Here is a 17,748-nt window from a genome sequence, read left to right on the forward strand (position 1 = left end):
GGCGGCCCGAAGACCGCCCTTTCCTTGTCGAACCGGCAGAAGCCGGTCTCGATTATTCCTTGATGGTGACGACGATGCCGGCACCGACGGTGCGGCCGCCTTCACGGATGGCGAAGCGCAGCTTCTCTTCCATGGCGATCGGCACGATCAGCTCGACATCGACCGTGATGTTGTCGCCGGGCATCACCATCTCGGTGCCTTCCGGCAGCGACACGATGCCGGTCACGTCGGTCGTGCGGAAGTAGAACTGCGGACGGTAGTTGGTGAAGAACGGCGTGTGACGGCCACCTTCGTCCTTGGTCAGGATGTAGGCTTCGGCCACGAACTTCTTGTGCGGCTTCACCGTGCCGGGCTTGGCCAGAACCTGGCCGCGCTCGACACCTTCACGGTCGACGCCGCGCAGCAGCGCGCCGATGTTGTCGCCGGCCTGGCCCTGATCGAGCAGCTTGCGGAACATCTCGACGCCCGTGCAGGTCGTCTTGGTCGTCGGACGGATGCCGATGATTTCCAGCTCCTCGCCGACCTTGACCACGCCGCGCTCGACGCGGCCGGTGACGACCGTGCCGCGGCCCGAGATCGAGAACACGTCCTCGATCGGCATCAGGAACGGCTTGTCGAGCGGACGAACCGGCGTCGGGATGTAGGCGTCGACCTGAGCCATCAGCTCGCGGATCGCGTCCTCGCCGATCGTCTTGTTCGAATCCTCGAGCGCCGCCAGCGCCGAACCCTTGACGATCGGAATGTCATCGCCGGGGAATTCGTTCTTCGACAAAAGTTCGCGAACCTCGAGCTCGACCAGTTCGAGCAGCTCGGCGTCGTCGACCTGGTCGACCTTGTTCAGGAACACCACGATCGACGGCACGCCGACCTGACGGGCAAGCAGGATGTGCTCGCGGGTCTGCGGCATCGGGCCGTCGGCGGCCGACACGACCAGGATCGCGCCGTCCATCTGCGCGGCACCGGTGATCATGTTCTTCACATAGTCGGCGTGGCCGGGGCAGTCGACATGCGCGTAGTGGCGGTTGGCCGTCTCGTATTCGACGTGAGCCGTCGAGATCGTGATGCCGCGCGCCTTCTCTTCCGGCGCCGCGTCGATCTGGTCATAGCGCTTGTATTCGCCAAAATACTTGGTGATCGCAGCCGTCAGCGACGTCTTGCCATGGTCGACGTGACCAATCGTGCCGATGTTCACATGAGGCTTAGTGCGCTCGAATTTACCTTTTGCCATAGTCTCTTTCCTTGGACGGCCTGGACCTTCAGTTCAGTCGAATGCGGGGCGATTAGCGAGAAAGGCCAAAAAACACAAGCGTCTTTTGCCCGGACGCCATCTCACTCGGCCAGAACCCTTGATCCGATTGCGGGGATATGGCGCTGATATAGGGACCCGCCGTTGAAAAGGGAATGGGCGAAGGTCCGACGGAACAATCGGTGGATTCCGCAGGCCTGCGTATCTGTCGCTGTCGGATCTGCCGGCGGTTCATGGCCCATTGCGGCGGCGATCCTGGTCTGATTTCCTGCGCCGATGCATTTCATCCCGACTGCCATTCGCGGCCCGCTGTTCATGATCGTCTCGACCGGGTCATATCTGGTCAACGACACGATGATGAAGCTCGCCACTACGGGCTTGCCGTCCTACGAAGTGCTGTTCCTGCGTGGAGCCGCGGCAACGCTGTGGGGCCTTCCGCTGCTGTTTGCGCTCGGCTACGGCAAGCAGATCCCGCTGATCTTCGACAAGCGGGTGCTGCGCAGGAACCTGCTCGAACTGGCGGCGATCCTCTGTTACGTCGTCGCGCTCGCCAACATGCAGATCGCCGATTCCACCGCGCTGGGGCAGATCACGCCGCTGCTGATGCTGGTCGGATCCTCGATCCTGTTTGGCGAGCGCATCGGCGGCCAGCGCATGGCGCTGATCGGGCTGGGCTTCATCGGCGCGCTGATGGTGGCCCAGCCGACCATGCAAGGCATTTCGGTCTACGCCTTGCTGGCGCTGGGCAATGCGACATTCGCCGCCGCCCGCGATCTGGCCGGCCGCAAGATCACCGCCGAAGTGCCAGGAATGATCGTGGCGATCTCGGCGGTCGTCGTGGTCCTGATCGGCGCCGGCGCCGCGCATCTGGTTTCCGAGCGCTGGGTAGCGCCGGAGGCGCACCACCTGCTGCTGATGGCGGGAGCCGGTTTCTTCCTGATCTTCGGCCACTTCTTCATCTTCATGGCCTATCGCGTCGGGCCGACCGGAGCGGTAGCGCCGTTCTACTACTGCTTCACGGTCTGGGCCGTCATTTCGGGCCTGCTGGTGTTCGGGCAATTCCCCAATGCACTGGCGGTCTGCGGCATCCTGCTGGTCGTCTGCAGTGGGTTGACCATCGTGTCGCTGGACCAGCGCAAGCGTAGGCTAGCCGTGGTCGCCTGATCCGCGGCGGCGCACCGGCATTGTAGGTTCCAACACCGTGAGTGCAGGCAGCACCGACGGCGGACTATCGCAATTCAGGATTCGGCAGAACTGACAATCTGCCGATCACGTCTAAATGGTGCGCTTGCCCGCGAACTGATGGTAGGCCCACAACACCACGACGGCGCCCACGACCGCGACGATCAGGCTGTAGATGTTGAGGCCGGTGACGCCCGAAGCACCGAAGGCACTGAAGATCAGGCCCCCAACGATGGCACCGACAATGCCGAGCACGATATCCATGATCATGCCCTGACCGGTCTTGTTGACGATCTTGCTGCCGATGAAGCCGGCGATGACGCCGAGAATGATCCAGCTGATGATACCCATTTTTCCTCTCCATCCCTCCGCCAACCGGACATTTTCATATGAATGTCAAAACCACAAGCCAGGTTGAAATTCCGCCCGATTGCGTCATTGTTGACGATGGGCCGGGCTTGGCTAGATGGAGGATCCACTATGGGACTTTTTGACAACGCCGTTCCCGGCGGCAACATCACCAAACCGCTGATGATCGCGCTCGGTGCCCTGCTGGTCGGAAAGATGCTGAGCGGCAGAAGTGCCGAACAGCCGGAGCAGCCTCAAGCTCCCGCGCCGGCCGATCCCACACCCGTCGGAACCGCGTCAGGTGACGGCGGCCTGCTCGGCGGACTGGGCGGCCTGCTCGACAAGCTCAAGAACGCTGGCCATGGCAATGTCGCCGACTCCTGGGTCGGCACAGGGCAGAACCAGTCGATCAACGCCAATGAGCTGGGCAACGCGATCGGACCGCAGGTCATTCGCGAAATCGCCCAACGGACAGGGCTCGACGAGCAGGAACTGCTCAAGCAACTATCCGCGGCCCTGCCCGGCATCGTCGACAAGCTGACGCCGAACGGCCAGGTGCCGCAACAGCACCAGGTCGCGTCAGCGTTCAACAGCTAGCGCGGCGCACACCAATGCCTGAAGCGCTGCGCGCCTGCCGCGCAGTGTTTCGGCTTGCCGACGGTGTCGCTGGAAATCTGGAGCGGGTAGCGGGAATCGAACCCGCACCAAGAGCTTGGAAGGCTCATGTGATACCATTTCACCATACCCGCGCACGCATGCCCTAGCTATTCGACAAGGTTCCGAAGGTCAAGGAGCCTCTCGCGACCGAGCCGAAATTACAGGCCAGGATCCGATCCGACATCGGTCTCGAGGCTGCGGCCATGGAATACCAAATGCCAGACGTCCACGTTCATCTGGTCAGGGGGAATGGGCGCGCCAAGGCGGAGGCGGGCGCCGCCCTCTATCGCTACAATGTGGCCAAAACCGGCGTTGACGACCGCGTGCCGATCGGCGCCGTATTGCGCGACAGCTCGGGAACCATCCTTGGCGGCCTGTGGGGCAGGACCGAACTCGGTTTGCTGTTCCTCGACATGTTCTTCGTGCCTGAAAGCATTCGAGGCAGATCACATGGCAGCCGCCTGCTCTCTGCCGTGGAGGCGGAAGCGAGGAAGCGCGGCTGCCAACGTGCGGTGGTCGAGACCAGCAGCTTCCAGGCGCCTGGCTTCTATGTTCGTCACCGCTACGAGGAATTTGGCAGAGTTGAGTTCGGCCTTCACGACGCCGCCCGCATCTTCCTGAGCAAAACCCTCTGATGCTGGCGCAAGAGGCCGCGATACCCGTGATCAGCAGGCATGCGCGCGACGAGGGACACCCTTGAAAAGCCGCAGGATCTTTGCGCGTGTCATGCGCGTCAGCCCCTGTCGCGCCTTGATCGTCAGCTTATCAAATGGTCTATTCTGATCGGCAAGTCTCGAATGCGTTTGCCCGTGGCATGGTACACCGCGCTCGCCACGGCCGCCGCGGTCCCGACATTGCCAAGCTCCCCCAAGCCTTTGACGCCGGCCGGATTGACGTCCAGGTCGACCTCGGGAACAAGGATGACGTCGACCTGTTTGATGTCGGCGTTGACCGGCACCAGATAGTCCTGCAGGTCACGATTGACGTAACGGGCGTTGCGCCGGTCGATTTCCGTCGCCTCGTGGAGGGCTTGGCCGATACCCCAGATCATGCCGCCCATCAGTTGGCTGCGCGCGGTGCGCGTGTTCATGATGCGGCCGGCGGCAAAGGCACCGACCACGCGCGGCACCCGGATTTCGCGTGTGTAGCTGTTGACGCGCACTTCGACGAATTCAGCGCCAAAGGCGTATTTCACGGAGTCCTTGTCCTGATCGCCGCCGTGGAACTCCGCTTGCCCGGCATAGAGCTTCTTCAGTGCTTCCGGCGTCGAACCCTTTGGCGCGAACTCGGCATATTCCTCTATCGCGCCGATCTGCATCGCCTTGAAGACATCCGACAGCTTGGCGGATTTGCCGCCGCTTGCCACGATCTTCTCCTGCTCCATCTCCAGCTTGGCATTGCCGGAACCGGCCAGCGGCCCGTCTCCAGCGACAGCTGCCGCGAAAAGTTTGGCACGCACCGCGTCACAGGCCTTCAGAACCGCCGAGCAGACGCTCGCTGTCGAAATCGAGCCGCCCGAGACCGGCGCCGGCGGCAGGGCGCTGTCGCCCATCTCGACGCTGATCTTGTCCATCCCTATCCCCAGACGTTCGGCGGCCATCTGCCCGGCGATGGTGCGCACACCGGTGCCGATCTCATGCGAGCCGCACTGAACGCGAACTTGTCCATCGGCGGTCAGGCGAACACGGGCCGCGCATGGCGCGCTTGCCGTGGGATAGATTGCGGTCGCGCACCCCATGCCGACCAGCCAGTCGCCCTCCCGCATCGATCCGACCGCGGCATCACGCTTCGACCAGCCGAAGGCCTCCGCAGCCTGGTCGTAGCATTTGACCAGCGACCGGCTGGAGAATGGCTTGCCGCCGATAGGCTCTTTTTCAGGCTCGTTGATGCGCCGAAACTCGACGGGATCCATGCCCAGCGCCACAGCCATTTCGTCCATGGCGTTCTCGAGCGCGTAGACGTAGGGCGTCTCCGGCGGTGAGCGCATGTAGCCCGGTGTGTTGCGGTCGGCATGGACGACCGAAACATGAGTGAGCACCGAACCGTAATTGTACATGCGGCCGGTGGCGGACGTGCCGCCGACGACATAAGGGTCAGGGCGTGACGTCACCTCCCAGCCCTCATGTCCGAACGCCGTGATGCGGCCGTCCTTGCTGGCGCCTATGCGGATTCGGTGCCTGGTCTCGGCGCGATAGGTCTGGGTGTTGAAGGCCTGCATGCGGCTGACGACGCAGCGTACCGGCCGCCCAAAACGGCGCGCGGCAACAGCGACAATTGCCGTGCGAGCCGTCATCGGTCCCTTGGAACCGAAGGCGCCCCCGACATAAGGGCTGACAATCCGCACATTGGCAGGGTCGACCTTCAACTGCCGGGCAAGTTCGATTTTCCAGCCGGTGACATTCTGGCTTGGCTCATGGACGGTGAGTTGATCGCCTTGCCACATCGCCGTGGTCGAGAACAGTTCGATCGGATTGTGATGCTGGGTCGGCGTGGAGTATTTTTGGTCGATCTTGACGGCAGCGGATGCATAGGCAGCGTCGAAGTCGCCTGCTTTGACATCCTCCTGCAACATCGGGCTTTTGCCGGCCGCCGGTTCCACTTTCACGCCTTTGGAATCGAAGCTGGCGCTGGGCGGTTCGTCTTCGTAGTCGGCGCGGATCAACATCGACGCTTCCTCCGCCGCCTCGAATGTCTCGGCAACGACCAGAGCGATGATCTGGCCGTCGTGGAAAATCGTCTTGTCATGCAGGGGTGCGATAGAGCTCGCACCGGTGTTGCCAAATTTCGGAGTGTCCGTCTGATCCATGTCGCCATAGGTGATGATGTCCAGCACTCCGGGCACGGCCCTGGCGTCACTGGTATGGAGTTTGGAAACCTTGCCCCGAGCGATGCTGCTTGTGGCAAGAGCGCCATAAGCGACATTGGCCGTGGCGATGTCGGCCGGATAGCTGGCTTGTCCGGTAACCTTCAGCCTGCCGTCGATGCGGACAACCGGTTGGCCTTGGTTTTCCTTTGGAACTGGCGCGGCTTGATTCATGGCTCAGACCTTCATGTCACGGGTTTCGAGCAGCGCTCGCACCAGCGTGCGCTTTCCCAGCGGTATCTTGAATGCGTTGTGTTCTCGTGGCCTGGCATCGGCGAATGCGGCTTCGGCGGCAGCTGCCGCGGTCTTGTCGTCGAGGGCATTGCCGCGCAGCGCGTCCTCCGCCGTCCTCGCGCGCCACGGCACCGTCGCGACGCCGCCGAGCGCTATGCGCGCTTGCCCGACCGTGTTTCCATCCATCTCCAGCGCTACCGCCGCCGAAGCCAGCGCGAATGCGTAGGATTCGCGGTCGCGTATCTTCAGGTAGCGCGAGCGACGGCTCCATGCGCCAAGCGGAACATCGATGGCGACGATGACTTCATCGGCGGCCAGATCCGTCTCGATATTGGGCGTGTCGCCGGGAAGCCGGTGCAGCCCGGCGAACGGGATCTTGCGCTGGCCACGCCGCCCTTCCACTTCAACGACCGCGTCGAGCGCGATCAGCGCCTGCGCGAAATCACCGTGATAGGTAGCGATGCAGGCATCGCTGACGCCGAGCACGGCATGCTGGCGGTTTACCCCTTCCATCGCCGCACAGCCGGAGCCGGGCTCCCGCTTGTTGCACGGCCAGGAGGTTTCGCGAAAATACTCGCACCGCGTTCGCTGCAGGATATTGCCGGCGAGGCTGGCCATATTGCGAAGCTGGCCGCTGGCGGCGAATTTCAGACTGTCGGCAAGGAGCGGGCAGCGGCGCCTGACGTCACTGTTATCGGCTGCCTCACCCATGCGAACCAGCGCACCGAAACGGATGGTGTCGTCGTTCGTTTCGATCTGCCGCAAAGCAGGCTCGGCAAGCTCGTTAAGGTCGAGCAACCGCTCCGGCTGCGCGACACCCAGCTTCATGTAGTCGGCCAGATTGGTGCCGCCGGCGATGAACTGGGTGTTGGCCTGTGTTGGCGCAACACGCCTGGCCTCGAGATGAGACGCCATGGCGATCGCCGCCGAGACGCTCGTTGGTCTTTCATAGAGGAAGGGACGCATCCTAGGCTCTCCTGATCTCGTCGCGTGCCTGGATGATCGCCGCAACGATGTTGGGATAGGCCGCGCACCGGCACAGATTGCCGCTCATATATTCGCGGATGTCATCCTCCGAACCGGCATGGCCTTCATCGATGCAACCGATGGCGGACATGATCTGGCCCGGCGTGCAGTAGCCACATTGAAAGGCATCATGGTCCACGAACGCCTGCTGTACCGGGTGCAGTTCGCCGCCGGCCGAAGCCAGGCCTTCGACAGTCGTGACCTCGCGTCCCTGGTTCATGACGGCGAAGCTCAGGCAGGATAGCACCCGCTTCCCATCGACAAGAACGGTGCAGGCGCCGCACTGGCCGTGGTCGCAACCCTTCTTGGTACCGGTCAGGCCAACATGATCACGCAGGGCGTCAAGCAGGCTCGTGCGATTGTCGAGTGCTAGGGTGTAGGCCTGCTTGTTGATCCGAAGCGAGATCGTCGACAGGTCGCGCGGTTCGACCGCTCTGGCGGGCGATGGCTCGGCGGCTCTTGGCGAGGTTGCCATGAGAGGCACTGCGGCTGCCGCCGTAACAGAACCCGTCATGAAGGTGCGTCTGCTCAGGCCGCTGGGATTTGTGGAATTGGACATGGCTGGCTTTCCGGCTGGCTGGAGTCTCAAGCGGACCAAACTGCTCGTGGGAGGCAAAGTTCCCTCCTCACACCGCTGTGATCGTTTCTTTTGCAGGACGGCCGTGCGGAACTTAAGCCGCAAGGCCGTGGTTGTCCTCGACAGGTTTCCAGGAAGGAGGCGATCATGAGCAATGATCCGAGCGATCGGCGCAGCGATCGAAATGGTGACGAAGGCCCTGTCTTTTCGGCTGAACAGGCGCGGCAAGGTGAGATCATCCTGCGCACCCGCACACGCCGGATCATCTTCATCGCAGGACTGGTCGGCATCGTGATCCTCATCGCGGTGATCAGATTTGCCATCCGTTGAATGGCTTTGGAGGTGATCCCCGACGAATGCCGCCCAGCCTGTTCGTCAGGAACTTTTGTGAAGAGCTGTCGTTTAATCGGTCGTTAAAGCGGTCAGCGCCATCCTTGAAAGTTCTCCCCGTGGACGCAAAAACCGAGACTGAAGAACCAGACAAAATCAGGAATGCGCGCGGCGCTTCGAGCAAGGCCGGACCGGATGCGTCGCCAAAACGCATGGGCGATGTGGCGCAGCCTATCGCTCCGGAGCGCGAAACACGGGGCAAGGAGGCGGATGAACAAAAGCCCAGCCTCCTAGGTTTTCCCCGGCGGCATCCTTATGCGTCCATCGCAATCCTGATCGTGCTGCTGCTGGCCGCGGTGGGGCTGGCCATGTGGTGGCTGAATGCCCGCCAGTATGAATCGACCGACGACGCTTTTATCGACGCCCGCACGATAACGGTCAGCGCCGAGATATCAGGACGGATCACTGACCTTGCGGTGACCGACAACCAGCCGGTCAAGGCGGGCGACGTCCTGTTGCGCATCGATGACAGCGACTATCAGGCCAGCCTCAAGCAGGCCGATGCCGGGGTAGCCTCGGCACAGGCCGACATTGTCGACGTAGGGGCTCAGATCGCAGCTCAAAACGCAAAGATCGATGAAGCGCGGAAGCAGATGGCGCAAGCGCAGGCCGCCCTCGATTTTGCCAAAGCCGAGGACCAGCGGAACCGTGAACTTCTTGCCAAGGGCACGGCCACCCAACAGCAGGCGCAGCAGGCCGCTTCCACGCTGCGCCAGGACCAGGCCGCTCTCGACAGCGCCCAAGCCAATGTGGATGCCGCCAAGAGCCAGGTCGCTGTTTTGCAGGCGCAGACCAAGAGCGCCGAAGCCAAGCTCGATCAGGCCAAGGCCAGCCAGAACCAGGCGAGTACGATGCTGTCCCGCACAACCATCACCGCACCGGTCGCCGGGCGGGCAACCAGCATTTCGGTAGCCAACGGCACCTATGCCCAGCCGGGCCAGGTTCTGATGATGTTTGTTCCCGACGAAGTCTGGGTGAAGGCCAACTTCAAGGAGACACAGCTCGATCTGATGCGGCCGGGACAGCCGGTCGACATCGACATCGACGCCTATCCGGAAAGATCTTTTCATGGCCGCGTCGACAGCATCCAGGCGGGTAGCGGCACCGCCTTCAGCCTGCTGCCGGCCGAAAACGCCACCGGCAACTTCGTCAAGGTGGTGCAGCGCGTGCCGGTGAAGATCGTCTTCGACAAAGCGCCCGGCGTGCTGCTGGGGCCGGGTCTGTCGGTGGTGCCGACGGTCAAGGTGCGATGACTGGCGAAATCTCCAGCGACCAAAGCGAAAGCCGGTCCGCCGCCGGCGGGCGCAACCCGTGGCTGATCGCCATCGTCGTCTCCATCGCCACCTTCATGCTGGTGCTGGATACCTCGATCGCCAACGTGGCCCTGCGCAACATCGCCGGCAGCCTGGCTGCCGGGATGGACGAGAGCACCTGGGTGATCACTACCTATCTGGTCGCGAATTCCGTAATCATCCCGGTCAGCGGCTGGTTGGCCAGCGTGATCGGGCGCAAGCGCTACTACATGCTTTGCGTGGCAACGTTCACCATTGCATCGCTGTTGTGCGGCCTCGCGCCCAATCTGGAAATGCTTATTTTCTTCAGGATCCTGCAGGGTCTCGGCGGCGGCGGCATGGCGCCGAGCGAACAGTCCATCCTTGCCGATACCTTTCCGCCCGAGAAGCGTTCCCAGGCTTTTGCCCTTTATGGCATCGCCGTCATCGTCGCACCGACAGTCGGGCCGACCCTCGGCGGCTGGCTGACCGACCATTTCTCCTGGCACTGGATATTCTTCATCAACGTGCCGTTCGGCATCATGTCGCTTGCCTTGGTGCAGTGGCTGCTTGTCGAGCCGGAGGTGATCGAGCGCGAACGTCAGGAGCGGCTGAAGGGCGGCCTCAGAATAGATTGGGTCGGGTTCATCCTGGTCGCCACCGCTCTTGGCTGCCTGGAAATCTTCCTCGACGAGGGTCAGCGCAACGACTGGTTCGCATCGGGTTTCATCACGACTTTTGCCGTGATTTCGGCGATCTCGTTCCTGCTGCTCATCCCATGGGAGTTTAGTCACCGCGATCCGATCGTCGATATACGCCTGCTCTTCAGCCGCCAGTTCGGGACGTCGTTCCTGGTGATGATGGCGGTCGGCGCCGTGTTGTTCAGCACCACGCAGTTGATCCCGCAGCTGCAACAGACCGCCTTCGACTATACGGCCACCCTGTCGGGCCTTTCGATGATGCCCGGCGGCATCGCCATGCTGATCCTGATGCCGATTTCCGGATTTGCCGCCGGATTGGTGCAGCCCAAATATCTGATTGTGATGGGCATGTCCGTTGTCGTGGTCGCCTTGTGGCACATGACGTCACTCACCCCGGATGCCAGCTTCCACTTCTTTGCCTTCGCGCGCATCTTCCTGATGATCGGCCTGCCGTTCCTGTTCATTCCCATTTCGACAGCGGCCTATGTCGGCCTCGCTCCGCAGAAGACCAACCAGGCGTCGGCGCTGATCAACGTCGCCCGCAACATCGGCGGGAGCATCGGCGTGTCATTGTCGAACACCGTGATCGCGCAAAACGCGCAGCTGCATCAATCGAACCTTGTCAGCCATACCGCGCAATCGTCGTCGGCCTATCAGCAGTTGCTGCGTCAGGTGACGGATCACTTTGTCGCCCAGGGCTCGAACATGCTTGAGGCCAAGCAGCAAGCCGTCGGCTGGCTCGGGCAGTTGATCGCGCGCCAGGCCTCGCTGCTCGCCTACATCGACGTTTTTCGCTACTGCGCCATCGCGACGGCACTGTTTGTTCCCCTCGCCTTGCTGCTGCGGTCTCCAAAACCCGACAAGCGCCAGCCGAAATAACCGGCGCCCCGCCGACCTGTTCCAGAACTTCTGCCGCCTGCGTTTTCTCGGCACTTATTGCAAGTCGCCGGCATTGAATGTGGCGAATGACCGGCGACGTCAGATCCAGTTCGAGAGAACCGTCTCCATCTCGACCGTCTCCACCTGCTGTGCGAACCGTTGGTGATAAACGGTCAGCAGCGCGTCATGCGTTGCGTCGGAAGAACTGCACAGCGCGTCGGTAACGAGAACCACGCGATAGCCGAAATCGATCGCTCCGAGCACCGTAGCCAGAACGCACACGTCGGTTTCGCCGCCGGTGATGACCAGCGTGTCGATGTCGCTTTCGTTCAGAAAGGCCCTGAGGTGACCTTCGAACCAGGGCGAGTATATGTGTTTGTCGATGATTGCCGCTGGCGGGCAGTAAGCGGCTAATGCCGGCAACAGGCCGACCATTTCGGGACCAATATTTTCGATCGCCATCGAGGCCCAGCGCTCATAATAGCGCTTCCACGTACCAACGCCCTGCCCCGGCTTTTGCGCGGGCAGGAAGCGCGTGAAGACGGTCTGTGGCGCCCGTCTTTCGACCAGCCTCTCGATTTGAGGAAGGACACGGGTGATCCAGGGGGTCGCCCACTGCGATGGCTCGGCAAACAGCTTTTGCATATCGACACAAACATGCATGCATCGGTGCCCCAACGGACCATATGCCAAGCCCGGCATCGACATCGAGGATGGTCCTATTCCATGACATGCGGGGTGTGCCGTTTGTCCTCTACCGGGTCGACATCGATGCGCGCCTTTTGCGGATCGAAGGTGCCATGACCTGCGATGGCCCGCGCTGCCGTATCGGGCGTCTCGTATGCCCACATGAAGTCGTCGGCCGAGCTACCGACAGCGTGGACCCGCCAATAGCTCGCGGTTCCCTTGACCGGTGAGCTGCTTGTGGTGTTGGTCTTTTCGAAAAGGTCGAAATAGATGTCCTCGAAAGGAATAAAGAACTTCGGCTCCTGCCCCTCTTCCCTGACTACCTTCGCGTGCTCCGTGGCTGCGACCACAGCATCGGAAAATCGCACGGTCACCGTTCCGGCAAACGGCTCTATGGTCAGTGGGCGAAAGTCGGGTTCTGAAGTTGCGACTGAAGTTTGCATCCGAATTCTCCCTGGCTATCGATTGATCACCGATCCATCAATGAAAACGAAATGCGCGGCGATGCATCAGGTTCCAGCTTGTGCGGCAAAGCCAAATGGACCGCCGAGCCCAGCGATTATCGGCTACCGAAACTGTCGAGAAAGCTCGCCAACAGCCGCGAAACCTCGTGTGGAGCCTCACGTGTCGGGAAGTGCCCGACCGCGTCCAGGACCACTCGTTTGTAGGGCGCCGTGAAATGCTCCTCCAGTCCTTCCGACGATGGGGGCAGTACAACACGGTCGTCGCCACCATGAAGCGTCAAGGTCGGCACCGTGATGATCTTGACCGATGTTTGCCGGCGGGCCAGCTCCGCGTAGCGCGGATCGGGCTCCGCCTCACCCCAGCGAACCCGATAGGAATGCAACGTCACGTCCGGCCAATCCGGATTGTCGAAGGATGCAGCCACTTTATCGAAAATGGTGTCGTCGAACCACCCCAACGGGCTCCAGCTGTCCCATTGGAATCTGGCAAATTCCTTGCGGTTCTTTCGCACGAACTCGGCGCCGCGCGCTGTTGCCATGAACCATTGATACCAAAACGCTTTCGCCTGTTCAGGCGCCGGCGTTGCCGGTTTGCCGGGTTGCCAGCCAAGCGATAGCGCAGCGCAGCAACTGATGCGATCGGGAAAGATCGAGGCCAGGAGGTAGGCGATCCGTGCTCCCCAGTCGTGACCGACGATCGCAAAGCGGCTGAGGCCAAGCGCATCGGCAAAGTCCAGCACGTCCTGCGCCATTGCGGCAATTTCGCCGGATCGCATGGTTTCTTTCGACAGGAACGACGTTTGTCCAAAACCTCGCAACCACGGCGAAAACGTCCGAAAGCCGACCTCGTGAAGGACCGGCGAAATGCGTGCGTAAGTGGTCGCGTCGTCCGGCCAGCCATGCAGCAGGACGATCGGCGGACCGTCTTGCGGCCCACCATCGAGATAGGCGATGCGCAGCAGTGGTGTATCGCAAAATGAGACAGGGTTCATTTGCTCTCCGGCGCTGTAACCGGCTGGTCGCCGCCAGTCGTCGACTTGGGTCTGGCATCCTGGTCAACCTGCGGATTCTTGTTGATGGCGTCGGTGTTGGCTTTCGTCGGTTGGGTGCTGTCATCACAGGCACCGAGCGCGAGGGCAGCGGCCAACACCAGAAGCAACAAGGATTTCTTCATCGAAACCTCCTCTGGCTGGTGTTCGACAACGAGGCTCCGCGAATTTGGTTGCCCGGCTTGCCGCCGGGGCGCCCGCCGATCAGCCATCCGCAAAAAGCGTTGCCGCAACGGCGATTGAGGTCAGGCTCGTCATTGCAAGGCATGCTCTGATGACGTGCGACATCTCCCAGATATTCCGGAAATCTCTCCAATCACCATCTTGCTTCCGAGCGAACATGGAGAAAAACGCCACGCCCGATCTCGGCATGGCGACGTCCTGCACCCAGAAATTATTGACGGGATGTGTGACCAACCAATAGGTCGCGTGTTGCGCCGCCAGGAAGAATAGCGACGCGAGCGTCCACCAGAAACGAGTACTTGCAGAAGGCGTCGAATAGAGCAGGATGGCGAGCGCTAGGATGCCTCCGATTTCGGCAAAACCGCCGATCGTGAAGCCGGGGTAGTAGATCGTCTGCACTGCCTTGTAGGTCGCCTCTTTCAGGCGCATTTTGCCCGGTAGCTCCAACGCATGTGCAAGCGAGAGCGCTGTTGCGATTGCAACAAGCAGGAGCGTGAAAACCATCAAGGCGCGCATGCTCTTACTTTTTAACCGTGCCCTTTCGCAACCGGCATAGAGTGGCGGTTAGCCACCGCGGTAGCCGGTGGAACGCAGAGAAGTCATCGTGCAGCCGTTCGGCTATGCCACGAGCACAGGGACTGATCGACAAGACGGGTCAGGTGGGGTCGCACCGCACGCGGTTGCGAACAGGAGACGATCCTCACCTAAGCCGCCCGGCGCGTCAGAACATGATCCTTTGCCTCAACCAGGTAAGAAACCTGTTGCCGCCAATTGTCGCGCGGACCCGAGCCGCAGCCCACCGCGCTTTCATGGTAGCGCCTACATGACAATCGCAAACGATGTCATGCAGTTGCCAGTCGTTCAGTTCGAAGAAGCGCTTGGCCTCGCCATAAGTGTCATCCCTTAGACCCGACGCGCGCAGCATCGGGTCTTCGAAGGCAACAGTAATTGCCGATCCTTCGCCTCGTGCCATGGAGCGTACCTCCGGATGCATATGTTCGGTACCTGTAAACGCGCCAAGGCATCGCTCGGGGTTCTGATCGAGAAGTTCGGCCCATCGCGCGATGCGCTCATCTCGCGTCATTTCCGAATGCGGCGCCGAGGGTTCAATCCTGGCGACGGCCTGCAGTTGGTCGAGTGTCTGGTGTTTCATGGTCAGCTCCTGTCGTGGAGGGAGAAGTGCCCACGCCTTCAAGGGAATTACCGCGCGGCGGTGCTTCGACAAGGGCGCAAAACCGGAGAATTCGGCCCCCACCAAAAGCGGCTGGCCGGATCATAAACGCGCTGACAGCGTTTACCGAATGGAGCGGTTTTCCATAAGCTCTGCCGACAGAGGAGCGGTCCCATGGCGACCCAGCACCCCGCAGCAACGCATTCTACTTCTTGATAATGTTGCCATCGCGCAGGTCGAATGCCTCGGCGTCGCGAGCCTGGCGGTAGAAATCGTCCTGCAATTCACCCCATTCGCCGAGAAAAGCACCGCAATTGCTGCAATAAATTGGCGTCGACTCCGTGGCGTCGTCGGGAATGTCCATCTGGATCGTCCCGCAAGCCTTGCAATCGAGTTTGTCGTCCAATTTGCGTGCCATTTTCCAATGATCGCGCATTTTCACACAGGAGCCAATTGTCGATTTCGTACGGAGCGGTGCCTACGATCACCCTCTGCTTCGTTTTGATCCGGTCCAAGATGCGGATCAAGCGACGGCAGGCGAGCGGCTCAGACGGCAAGCTGACGTCGGTCCGCTGTTTTTCGCGTTCAGGGCTTCCGGGCCGGCAGTGGTGGAGAGGGTTGGATTCGAACCAACGTAAGCTAAGCTAACGGATTTACAGTCCGTCCCCTTTAACCACTCGGGCACCTCTCCAATCTGCCGCCGGAGCCATGCAACGAGGCATTCGCGCCAATTTCGGACCCGAGTTGTGTCTTCTCCGAAACCAGCGAAGCGCCTTATGGCGGCAAGGCCAGTGGGTGTCAACCGCGCAGGAAGGGTTTTTCGATGTTGTTCGCCGGCTGCGGCGACAGGGCATATCCTTGGCGGGAGGAGACGGCTATAGAAGCCGGCCATGAGCAACAATTCCAATACCCCGAAAGACACCCACTACGCCAAGCTGCGCCGCGCCTTTCGCGACGAGAAAAGCGGCGGCGCGCCGGCGTTCAAGCCCCGGCAACCCGTGCCACCAGGCGAAAACGCGGCCGACGGGCTGGTGCGGCTCTACGGCCTGCATACGGTGCGTGCGGCACTCGACAATCCGCGCCGCCGGATCAAGAAAATGCTGGTGACGCGCAATGCGGCCGAGCGCCTTGAGATAGCCGATCTCGCCGCCTTGCCCTTCAAGGCGGAACTGGTCGAACCCAGGGACATCGACAAAGTCACCGGCTCGGACGCCGTGCATCAGGGCGTACTGATCGAGGCGGAGCCGCTGAAGCCCAAGCGCCTCGACGCACTCGGCGACACCAGGCTGGTGCTGGTACTCGACCAGGTCACCGATCCGCACAATGTCGGCGCGATCCTGCGTTCGGCGGTGGCTTTCGGCGCCGGCGCGTTGATTACCACGGCCCGCCATAGTCCGCAGGAATCCGGCGTGTTGGCAAAATCCGCCTCCGGCGCGCTGGAGCATGTCGATCAGATCGAGGTCAAGAACCTCGCCGATGCGCTGGGCCAGTTGCACGAGGCCGGCTTCCAGACCATCGGGCTTGATTCGGACGGGCCGGCGGAACTCGAAATCAGCTTTGCCGGAGACCGGATAGCGCTGGTGCTCGGCGCCGAAGGCAAGGGCCTGCGCCAGAAGACGCGCGAGACCGTGACGACGTTGGCCCGCCTCGACATGCCCGGCGCTATCCGCTCGCTCAACGTGTCGAACGCCGCGGCGGTCAGCCTTTATGCGGCGCGGGCATTTCTGAAGCGCGGCTGACTGGGAGCGGCAAGCCTCTCGCCAGGAATCAAAACGGGTTCCCGCGACGCTTGCCGGAACCCGTTCCTGGGTTAGGACAAAAGTTGACGGCTTGGGAACGTTATGCCGCCCTCTCCCGACCTATGCCGCTTTGCCTTTCACTTCGGCTGGCTCGCCACCGACCTCGAAATTCGCCATCCGCTCCAGCGCCCTCACCAGCGCGGAATGATCTTCCTTCGCGCCGCCATTGGCCGCACAGGAATTGAACAACTGCTGGGTGGTCGAGGTGTTGGGCAGTGACACACCGAGCGCCTTCGCACCCTCCAGTGCCAGGTTGAGATCCTTCTGGTGCAGCTCGATGCGGAAGCCCGGAGCGAAGGTGCGCTTTACCATGCGCTCGCCATGCACTTCGAGGATGCGTGACGCTGCCAGCCCGCCCATCAGCGCCTGCCTGACTTTGGCCGGATCGGCGCCGGCTTTCGATGCAAAAACAAGTGCTTCGGCGACGGCTTCAATGGTTAGCGCGACGACGATCTGGTTGGCGACCTTGGTGGTCTGGCCGACACCGTTCGGCCCGACCAGCGTGATGTTCTTGCCCATCTTTTCGAAAACCGGTTTCGCACGCTCGAAGGTCTTTTCGTCGCCGCCGACCATGATGGTGAGGGATGCCGCCTTGGCGCCGACCTCACCGCCCGAAACCGGCGCATCGAGATAGGCGCAACCGAGATCGTTGATCCTTTTTGCGAATTCCTTTGTCTCGATCGGCGAGATCGAACTCATGTCGATGACGAGTTTGTCCTTGGTCAGGCCGGACGCGACGCCGTTCTGACCGAACAGCACCTCGGCCACCTGTGGGGTATCCGGCACCATGGTGATGATGATCTCGGCGGCCTTGGCCACGGCGGCATGGCCGGTAACCGTTTTCAGGCCCTTGGCAATGAGATCGGCCGGCGGCTTGGAGCGGTGGTCGCTGGCGATGACGCTGTAGCCGGCGTCGAGCAGATGCCCCGCCATAGGCGCGCCCATGATGCCGAGGCCGATGAAGCCGATGATTTCCATTGTTTCTCTCCGTCTCTGTCAGGGCAGCGTGCCGTGACGCAAC

20 protein-coding genes and 2 tRNA genes are annotated in these 17,748 nt (G+C 61.6%); 7 read left to right on the forward strand and 15 right to left on the reverse strand.

The window, feature by feature from the left end; translation table 11 throughout:
* Positions 1 to 52 precede the first annotated feature (52 nt).
* The gene (gene tuf / locus O7B34_RS23950) at positions 53 to 1,228 is read right to left on the reverse strand and encodes an elongation factor Tu (RefSeq protein WP_013895701.1); all 1,176 of its coding nucleotides are present in this window, start codon (positions 1,226 to 1,228) and stop codon (positions 53 to 55) included.
* A 294-nt stretch (positions 1,229 to 1,522) separates the two neighbouring features.
* Between tuf and O7B34_RS23955 the strand changes: the two genes are divergently transcribed.
* Positions 1,523 to 2,410, forward strand: a complete 888-nt coding sequence (locus O7B34_RS23955; protein ID WP_337107168.1) for a DMT family transporter — start codon at positions 1,523 to 1,525, stop codon at positions 2,408 to 2,410.
* Positions 2,411 to 2,521: 111 nt separating this feature from the next.
* On the opposite strand, the gene O7B34_RS23960 is transcribed toward O7B34_RS23955, so the two are convergent.
* Positions 2,522 to 2,779: a GlsB/YeaQ/YmgE family stress response membrane protein gene (locus O7B34_RS23960; RefSeq protein ID WP_015318000.1), complete on the reverse strand. Its 258-nt coding sequence runs from the start codon at positions 2,777 to 2,779 to the stop codon at positions 2,522 to 2,524.
* A 129-nt stretch (positions 2,780 to 2,908) separates the two neighbouring features.
* Between O7B34_RS23960 and O7B34_RS23965 the strand changes: the two genes are divergently transcribed.
* Positions 2,909 to 3,373 (forward strand): YidB family protein, encoded by a 465-nt coding sequence (locus tag O7B34_RS23965; protein ID WP_337140612.1) that lies wholly within the window; start codon positions 2,909 to 2,911, stop codon positions 3,371 to 3,373.
* Positions 3,374 to 3,451: 78 nt separating this feature from the next.
* Here O7B34_RS23965 and O7B34_RS23970 read toward each other — a convergent pair.
* Positions 3,452 to 3,525 (reverse strand) — tRNA-Gly (locus O7B34_RS23970).
* A 123-nt stretch (positions 3,526 to 3,648) separates the two neighbouring features.
* Between O7B34_RS23970 and O7B34_RS23975 the strand changes: the two genes are divergently transcribed.
* Positions 3,649 to 4,068 (forward strand): GNAT family N-acetyltransferase, encoded by a 420-nt coding sequence (locus tag O7B34_RS23975; RefSeq protein WP_337148371.1) that lies wholly within the window; start codon positions 3,649 to 3,651, stop codon positions 4,066 to 4,068.
* A gap of 122 nt (positions 4,069 to 4,190) precedes the next feature.
* Here the strand turns inward: O7B34_RS23975 and O7B34_RS23980 are convergent, their stop codons facing one another.
* From O7B34_RS23980 to O7B34_RS23990, 3 genes are read right to left on the reverse strand one after another with little or no spacing between them, the layout of a single operon-like run.
* Positions 4,191 to 6,470, reverse strand: coding sequence for a xanthine dehydrogenase family protein molybdopterin-binding subunit (locus tag O7B34_RS23980; protein WP_337148372.1), 2,280 nt, complete (start codon positions 6,468 to 6,470; stop codon positions 4,191 to 4,193).
* A gap of 3 nt (positions 6,471 to 6,473) precedes the next feature.
* The gene (locus O7B34_RS23985) at positions 6,474 to 7,496 is read right to left on the reverse strand and encodes an FAD binding domain-containing protein (protein WP_337148373.1); all 1,023 of its coding nucleotides are present in this window, start codon (positions 7,494 to 7,496) and stop codon (positions 6,474 to 6,476) included.
* A 1-nt stretch (position 7,497) separates the two neighbouring features.
* Positions 7,498 to 8,115 carry a (2Fe-2S)-binding protein gene (locus O7B34_RS23990; protein ID WP_337148375.1) on the reverse strand — a complete coding sequence of 206 codons (618 nt, stop codon included), beginning with the start codon at positions 8,113 to 8,115 and terminating at the stop codon, positions 7,498 to 7,500.
* A gap of 165 nt (positions 8,116 to 8,280) precedes the next feature.
* Here O7B34_RS23990 and O7B34_RS23995 point away from each other — a divergent pair, with 165 nt between their 5' ends.
* From O7B34_RS23995 to O7B34_RS24005, 3 genes are read left to right on the forward strand one after another with little or no spacing between them, the layout of a single operon-like run.
* Positions 8,281 to 8,463, forward strand: coding sequence for a hypothetical protein (locus O7B34_RS23995; protein WP_337148377.1), 183 nt, complete (start codon positions 8,281 to 8,283; stop codon positions 8,461 to 8,463).
* Positions 8,464 to 8,489: 26 nt separating this feature from the next.
* Positions 8,490 to 9,776 carry an HlyD family secretion protein gene (locus O7B34_RS24000; protein ID WP_337148379.1) on the forward strand — a complete coding sequence of 429 codons (1,287 nt, stop codon included), beginning with the start codon at positions 8,490 to 8,492 and terminating at the stop codon, positions 9,774 to 9,776.
* On the forward strand, positions 9,773 to 11,374 hold the full coding sequence (locus O7B34_RS24005; RefSeq protein ID WP_337148381.1) for a DHA2 family efflux MFS transporter permease subunit: 1,602 nt from the start codon (positions 9,773 to 9,775) through the stop codon (positions 11,372 to 11,374). The genes O7B34_RS24000 and O7B34_RS24005 overlap by 4 nt, the downstream gene beginning before the upstream one ends.
* 99 nt (positions 11,375 to 11,473) lie before the next feature.
* Here the strand turns inward: O7B34_RS24005 and O7B34_RS24010 are convergent, their stop codons facing one another.
* The 8 genes from O7B34_RS24010 to O7B34_RS24045 all read right to left on the reverse strand — a co-directional run bounded on the left by O7B34_RS24010 (position 11,474) and on the right by O7B34_RS24045 (position 15,619).
* Positions 11,474 to 12,082, reverse strand: a complete 609-nt coding sequence (locus O7B34_RS24010) for a cysteine hydrolase family protein (RefSeq protein ID WP_337148383.1) — start codon at positions 12,080 to 12,082, stop codon at positions 11,474 to 11,476.
* A gap of 11 nt (positions 12,083 to 12,093) precedes the next feature.
* Positions 12,094 to 12,504, reverse strand: a complete 411-nt coding sequence (locus tag O7B34_RS24015; protein ID WP_337148384.1) for a DUF427 domain-containing protein — start codon at positions 12,502 to 12,504, stop codon at positions 12,094 to 12,096.
* A 116-nt stretch (positions 12,505 to 12,620) separates the two neighbouring features.
* Entirely contained in the window at positions 12,621 to 13,517 is an 897-nt protein-coding gene (locus O7B34_RS24020) for an alpha/beta fold hydrolase (RefSeq protein WP_337148385.1), read from the reverse strand.
* Positions 13,514 to 13,699 carry a hypothetical protein gene (locus O7B34_RS24025; RefSeq protein ID WP_337148386.1) on the reverse strand — a complete coding sequence of 62 codons (186 nt, stop codon included), beginning with the start codon at positions 13,697 to 13,699 and terminating at the stop codon, positions 13,514 to 13,516. The genes O7B34_RS24020 and O7B34_RS24025 overlap by 4 nt, the downstream gene beginning before the upstream one ends.
* A gap of 79 nt (positions 13,700 to 13,778) precedes the next feature.
* Positions 13,779 to 14,273, reverse strand: coding sequence for a DUF1772 domain-containing protein (locus O7B34_RS24030; protein WP_337148387.1), 495 nt, complete (start codon positions 14,271 to 14,273; stop codon positions 13,779 to 13,781).
* A 205-nt stretch (positions 14,274 to 14,478) separates the two neighbouring features.
* Positions 14,479 to 14,910, reverse strand: coding sequence for a hypothetical protein (locus O7B34_RS24035; RefSeq protein ID WP_337148388.1), 432 nt, complete (start codon positions 14,908 to 14,910; stop codon positions 14,479 to 14,481).
* 223 nt (positions 14,911 to 15,133) lie between these two features.
* Entirely contained in the window at positions 15,134 to 15,346 is a 213-nt protein-coding gene (locus O7B34_RS24040; RefSeq protein WP_337148389.1) for a hypothetical protein, read from the reverse strand.
* Positions 15,347 to 15,534: 188 nt separating this feature from the next.
* A tRNA-Tyr gene (locus tag O7B34_RS24045) sits at positions 15,535 to 15,619 on the reverse strand.
* A 199-nt stretch (positions 15,620 to 15,818) separates the two neighbouring features.
* Between O7B34_RS24045 and O7B34_RS24050 the strand changes: the two genes are divergently transcribed.
* On the forward strand, positions 15,819 to 16,667 hold the full coding sequence (locus O7B34_RS24050; protein WP_337148390.1) for a TrmH family RNA methyltransferase: 849 nt from the start codon (positions 15,819 to 15,821) through the stop codon (positions 16,665 to 16,667).
* A gap of 120 nt (positions 16,668 to 16,787) precedes the next feature.
* Here O7B34_RS24050 and O7B34_RS24055 read toward each other — a convergent pair whose 3' ends face one another.
* Entirely contained in the window at positions 16,788 to 17,705 is a 918-nt protein-coding gene (locus O7B34_RS24055; protein WP_337148391.1) for a 2-hydroxy-3-oxopropionate reductase, read from the reverse strand.
* Positions 17,706 to 17,748: the final 43 nt, after the last annotated feature.

Origin of the sequence: Mesorhizobium sp. Cs1299R1N3, assembly GCF_037179625.1 — a bacterium.
Taxonomy (GTDB): Bacteria; Pseudomonadota; Alphaproteobacteria; order Rhizobiales; family Rhizobiaceae; genus Mesorhizobium; species Mesorhizobium salmacidum.

What these genes read in the sequence shown, in the direction of transcription:
- tuf (WP_013895701.1), bottom strand. Translation starts at nt 1,228, where the DNA reads ATGGCAAAAGGTAAATTCGAGCGCACTAAGCCTCATGTGAACATCGGC.
- O7B34_RS23955 (WP_337107168.1), top strand. Translation starts at nt 1,523, where the DNA reads ATGCATTTCATCCCGACTGCCATTCGCGGCCCGCTGTTCATGATCGTC.
- O7B34_RS23960 (WP_015318000.1), bottom strand. Translation starts at nt 2,779, where the DNA reads ATGGGTATCATCAGCTGGATCATTCTCGGCGTCATCGCCGGCTTCATC.
- O7B34_RS23965 (WP_337140612.1), top strand. Translation starts at nt 2,909, where the DNA reads ATGGGACTTTTTGACAACGCCGTTCCCGGCGGCAACATCACCAAACCG.
- O7B34_RS23975 (WP_337148371.1), top strand. Translation starts at nt 3,649, where the DNA reads ATGCCAGACGTCCACGTTCATCTGGTCAGGGGGAATGGGCGCGCCAAG.
- O7B34_RS23980 (WP_337148372.1), bottom strand. Translation starts at nt 6,470, where the DNA reads ATGAATCAAGCCGCGCCAGTTCCAAAGGAAAACCAAGGCCAACCGGTT.
- O7B34_RS23985 (WP_337148373.1), bottom strand. Translation starts at nt 7,496, where the DNA reads ATGCGTCCCTTCCTCTATGAAAGACCAACGAGCGTCTCGGCGGCGATC.
- O7B34_RS23990 (WP_337148375.1), bottom strand. Translation starts at nt 8,115, where the DNA reads ATGTCCAATTCCACAAATCCCAGCGGCCTGAGCAGACGCACCTTCATG.
- O7B34_RS23995 (WP_337148377.1), top strand. Translation starts at nt 8,281, where the DNA reads ATGAGCAATGATCCGAGCGATCGGCGCAGCGATCGAAATGGTGACGAA.
- O7B34_RS24000 (WP_337148379.1), top strand. Translation starts at nt 8,490, where the DNA reads ATGCCGCCCAGCCTGTTCGTCAGGAACTTTTGTGAAGAGCTGTCGTTT.
- O7B34_RS24005 (WP_337148381.1), top strand. Translation starts at nt 9,773, where the DNA reads ATGACTGGCGAAATCTCCAGCGACCAAAGCGAAAGCCGGTCCGCCGCC.
- O7B34_RS24010 (WP_337148383.1), bottom strand. Translation starts at nt 12,082, where the DNA reads ATGTCGATGCCGGGCTTGGCATATGGTCCGTTGGGGCACCGATGCATG.
- O7B34_RS24015 (WP_337148384.1), bottom strand. Translation starts at nt 12,504, where the DNA reads ATGCAAACTTCAGTCGCAACTTCAGAACCCGACTTTCGCCCACTGACC.
- O7B34_RS24020 (WP_337148385.1), bottom strand. Translation starts at nt 13,517, where the DNA reads ATGAACCCTGTCTCATTTTGCGATACACCACTGCTGCGCATCGCCTAT.
- O7B34_RS24025 (WP_337148386.1), bottom strand. Translation starts at nt 13,699, where the DNA reads ATGAAGAAATCCTTGTTGCTTCTGGTGTTGGCCGCTGCCCTCGCGCTC.
- O7B34_RS24030 (WP_337148387.1), bottom strand. Translation starts at nt 14,273, where the DNA reads ATGCGCGCCTTGATGGTTTTCACGCTCCTGCTTGTTGCAATCGCAACA.
- O7B34_RS24035 (WP_337148388.1), bottom strand. Translation starts at nt 14,910, where the DNA reads ATGAAACACCAGACACTCGACCAACTGCAGGCCGTCGCCAGGATTGAA.
- O7B34_RS24040 (WP_337148389.1), bottom strand. Translation starts at nt 15,346, where the DNA reads ATGGCACGCAAATTGGACGACAAACTCGATTGCAAGGCTTGCGGGACG.
- O7B34_RS24050 (WP_337148390.1), top strand. Translation starts at nt 15,819, where the DNA reads ATGAGCAACAATTCCAATACCCCGAAAGACACCCACTACGCCAAGCTG.
- O7B34_RS24055 (WP_337148391.1), bottom strand. Translation starts at nt 17,705, where the DNA reads ATGGAAATCATCGGCTTCATCGGCCTCGGCATCATGGGCGCGCCTATG.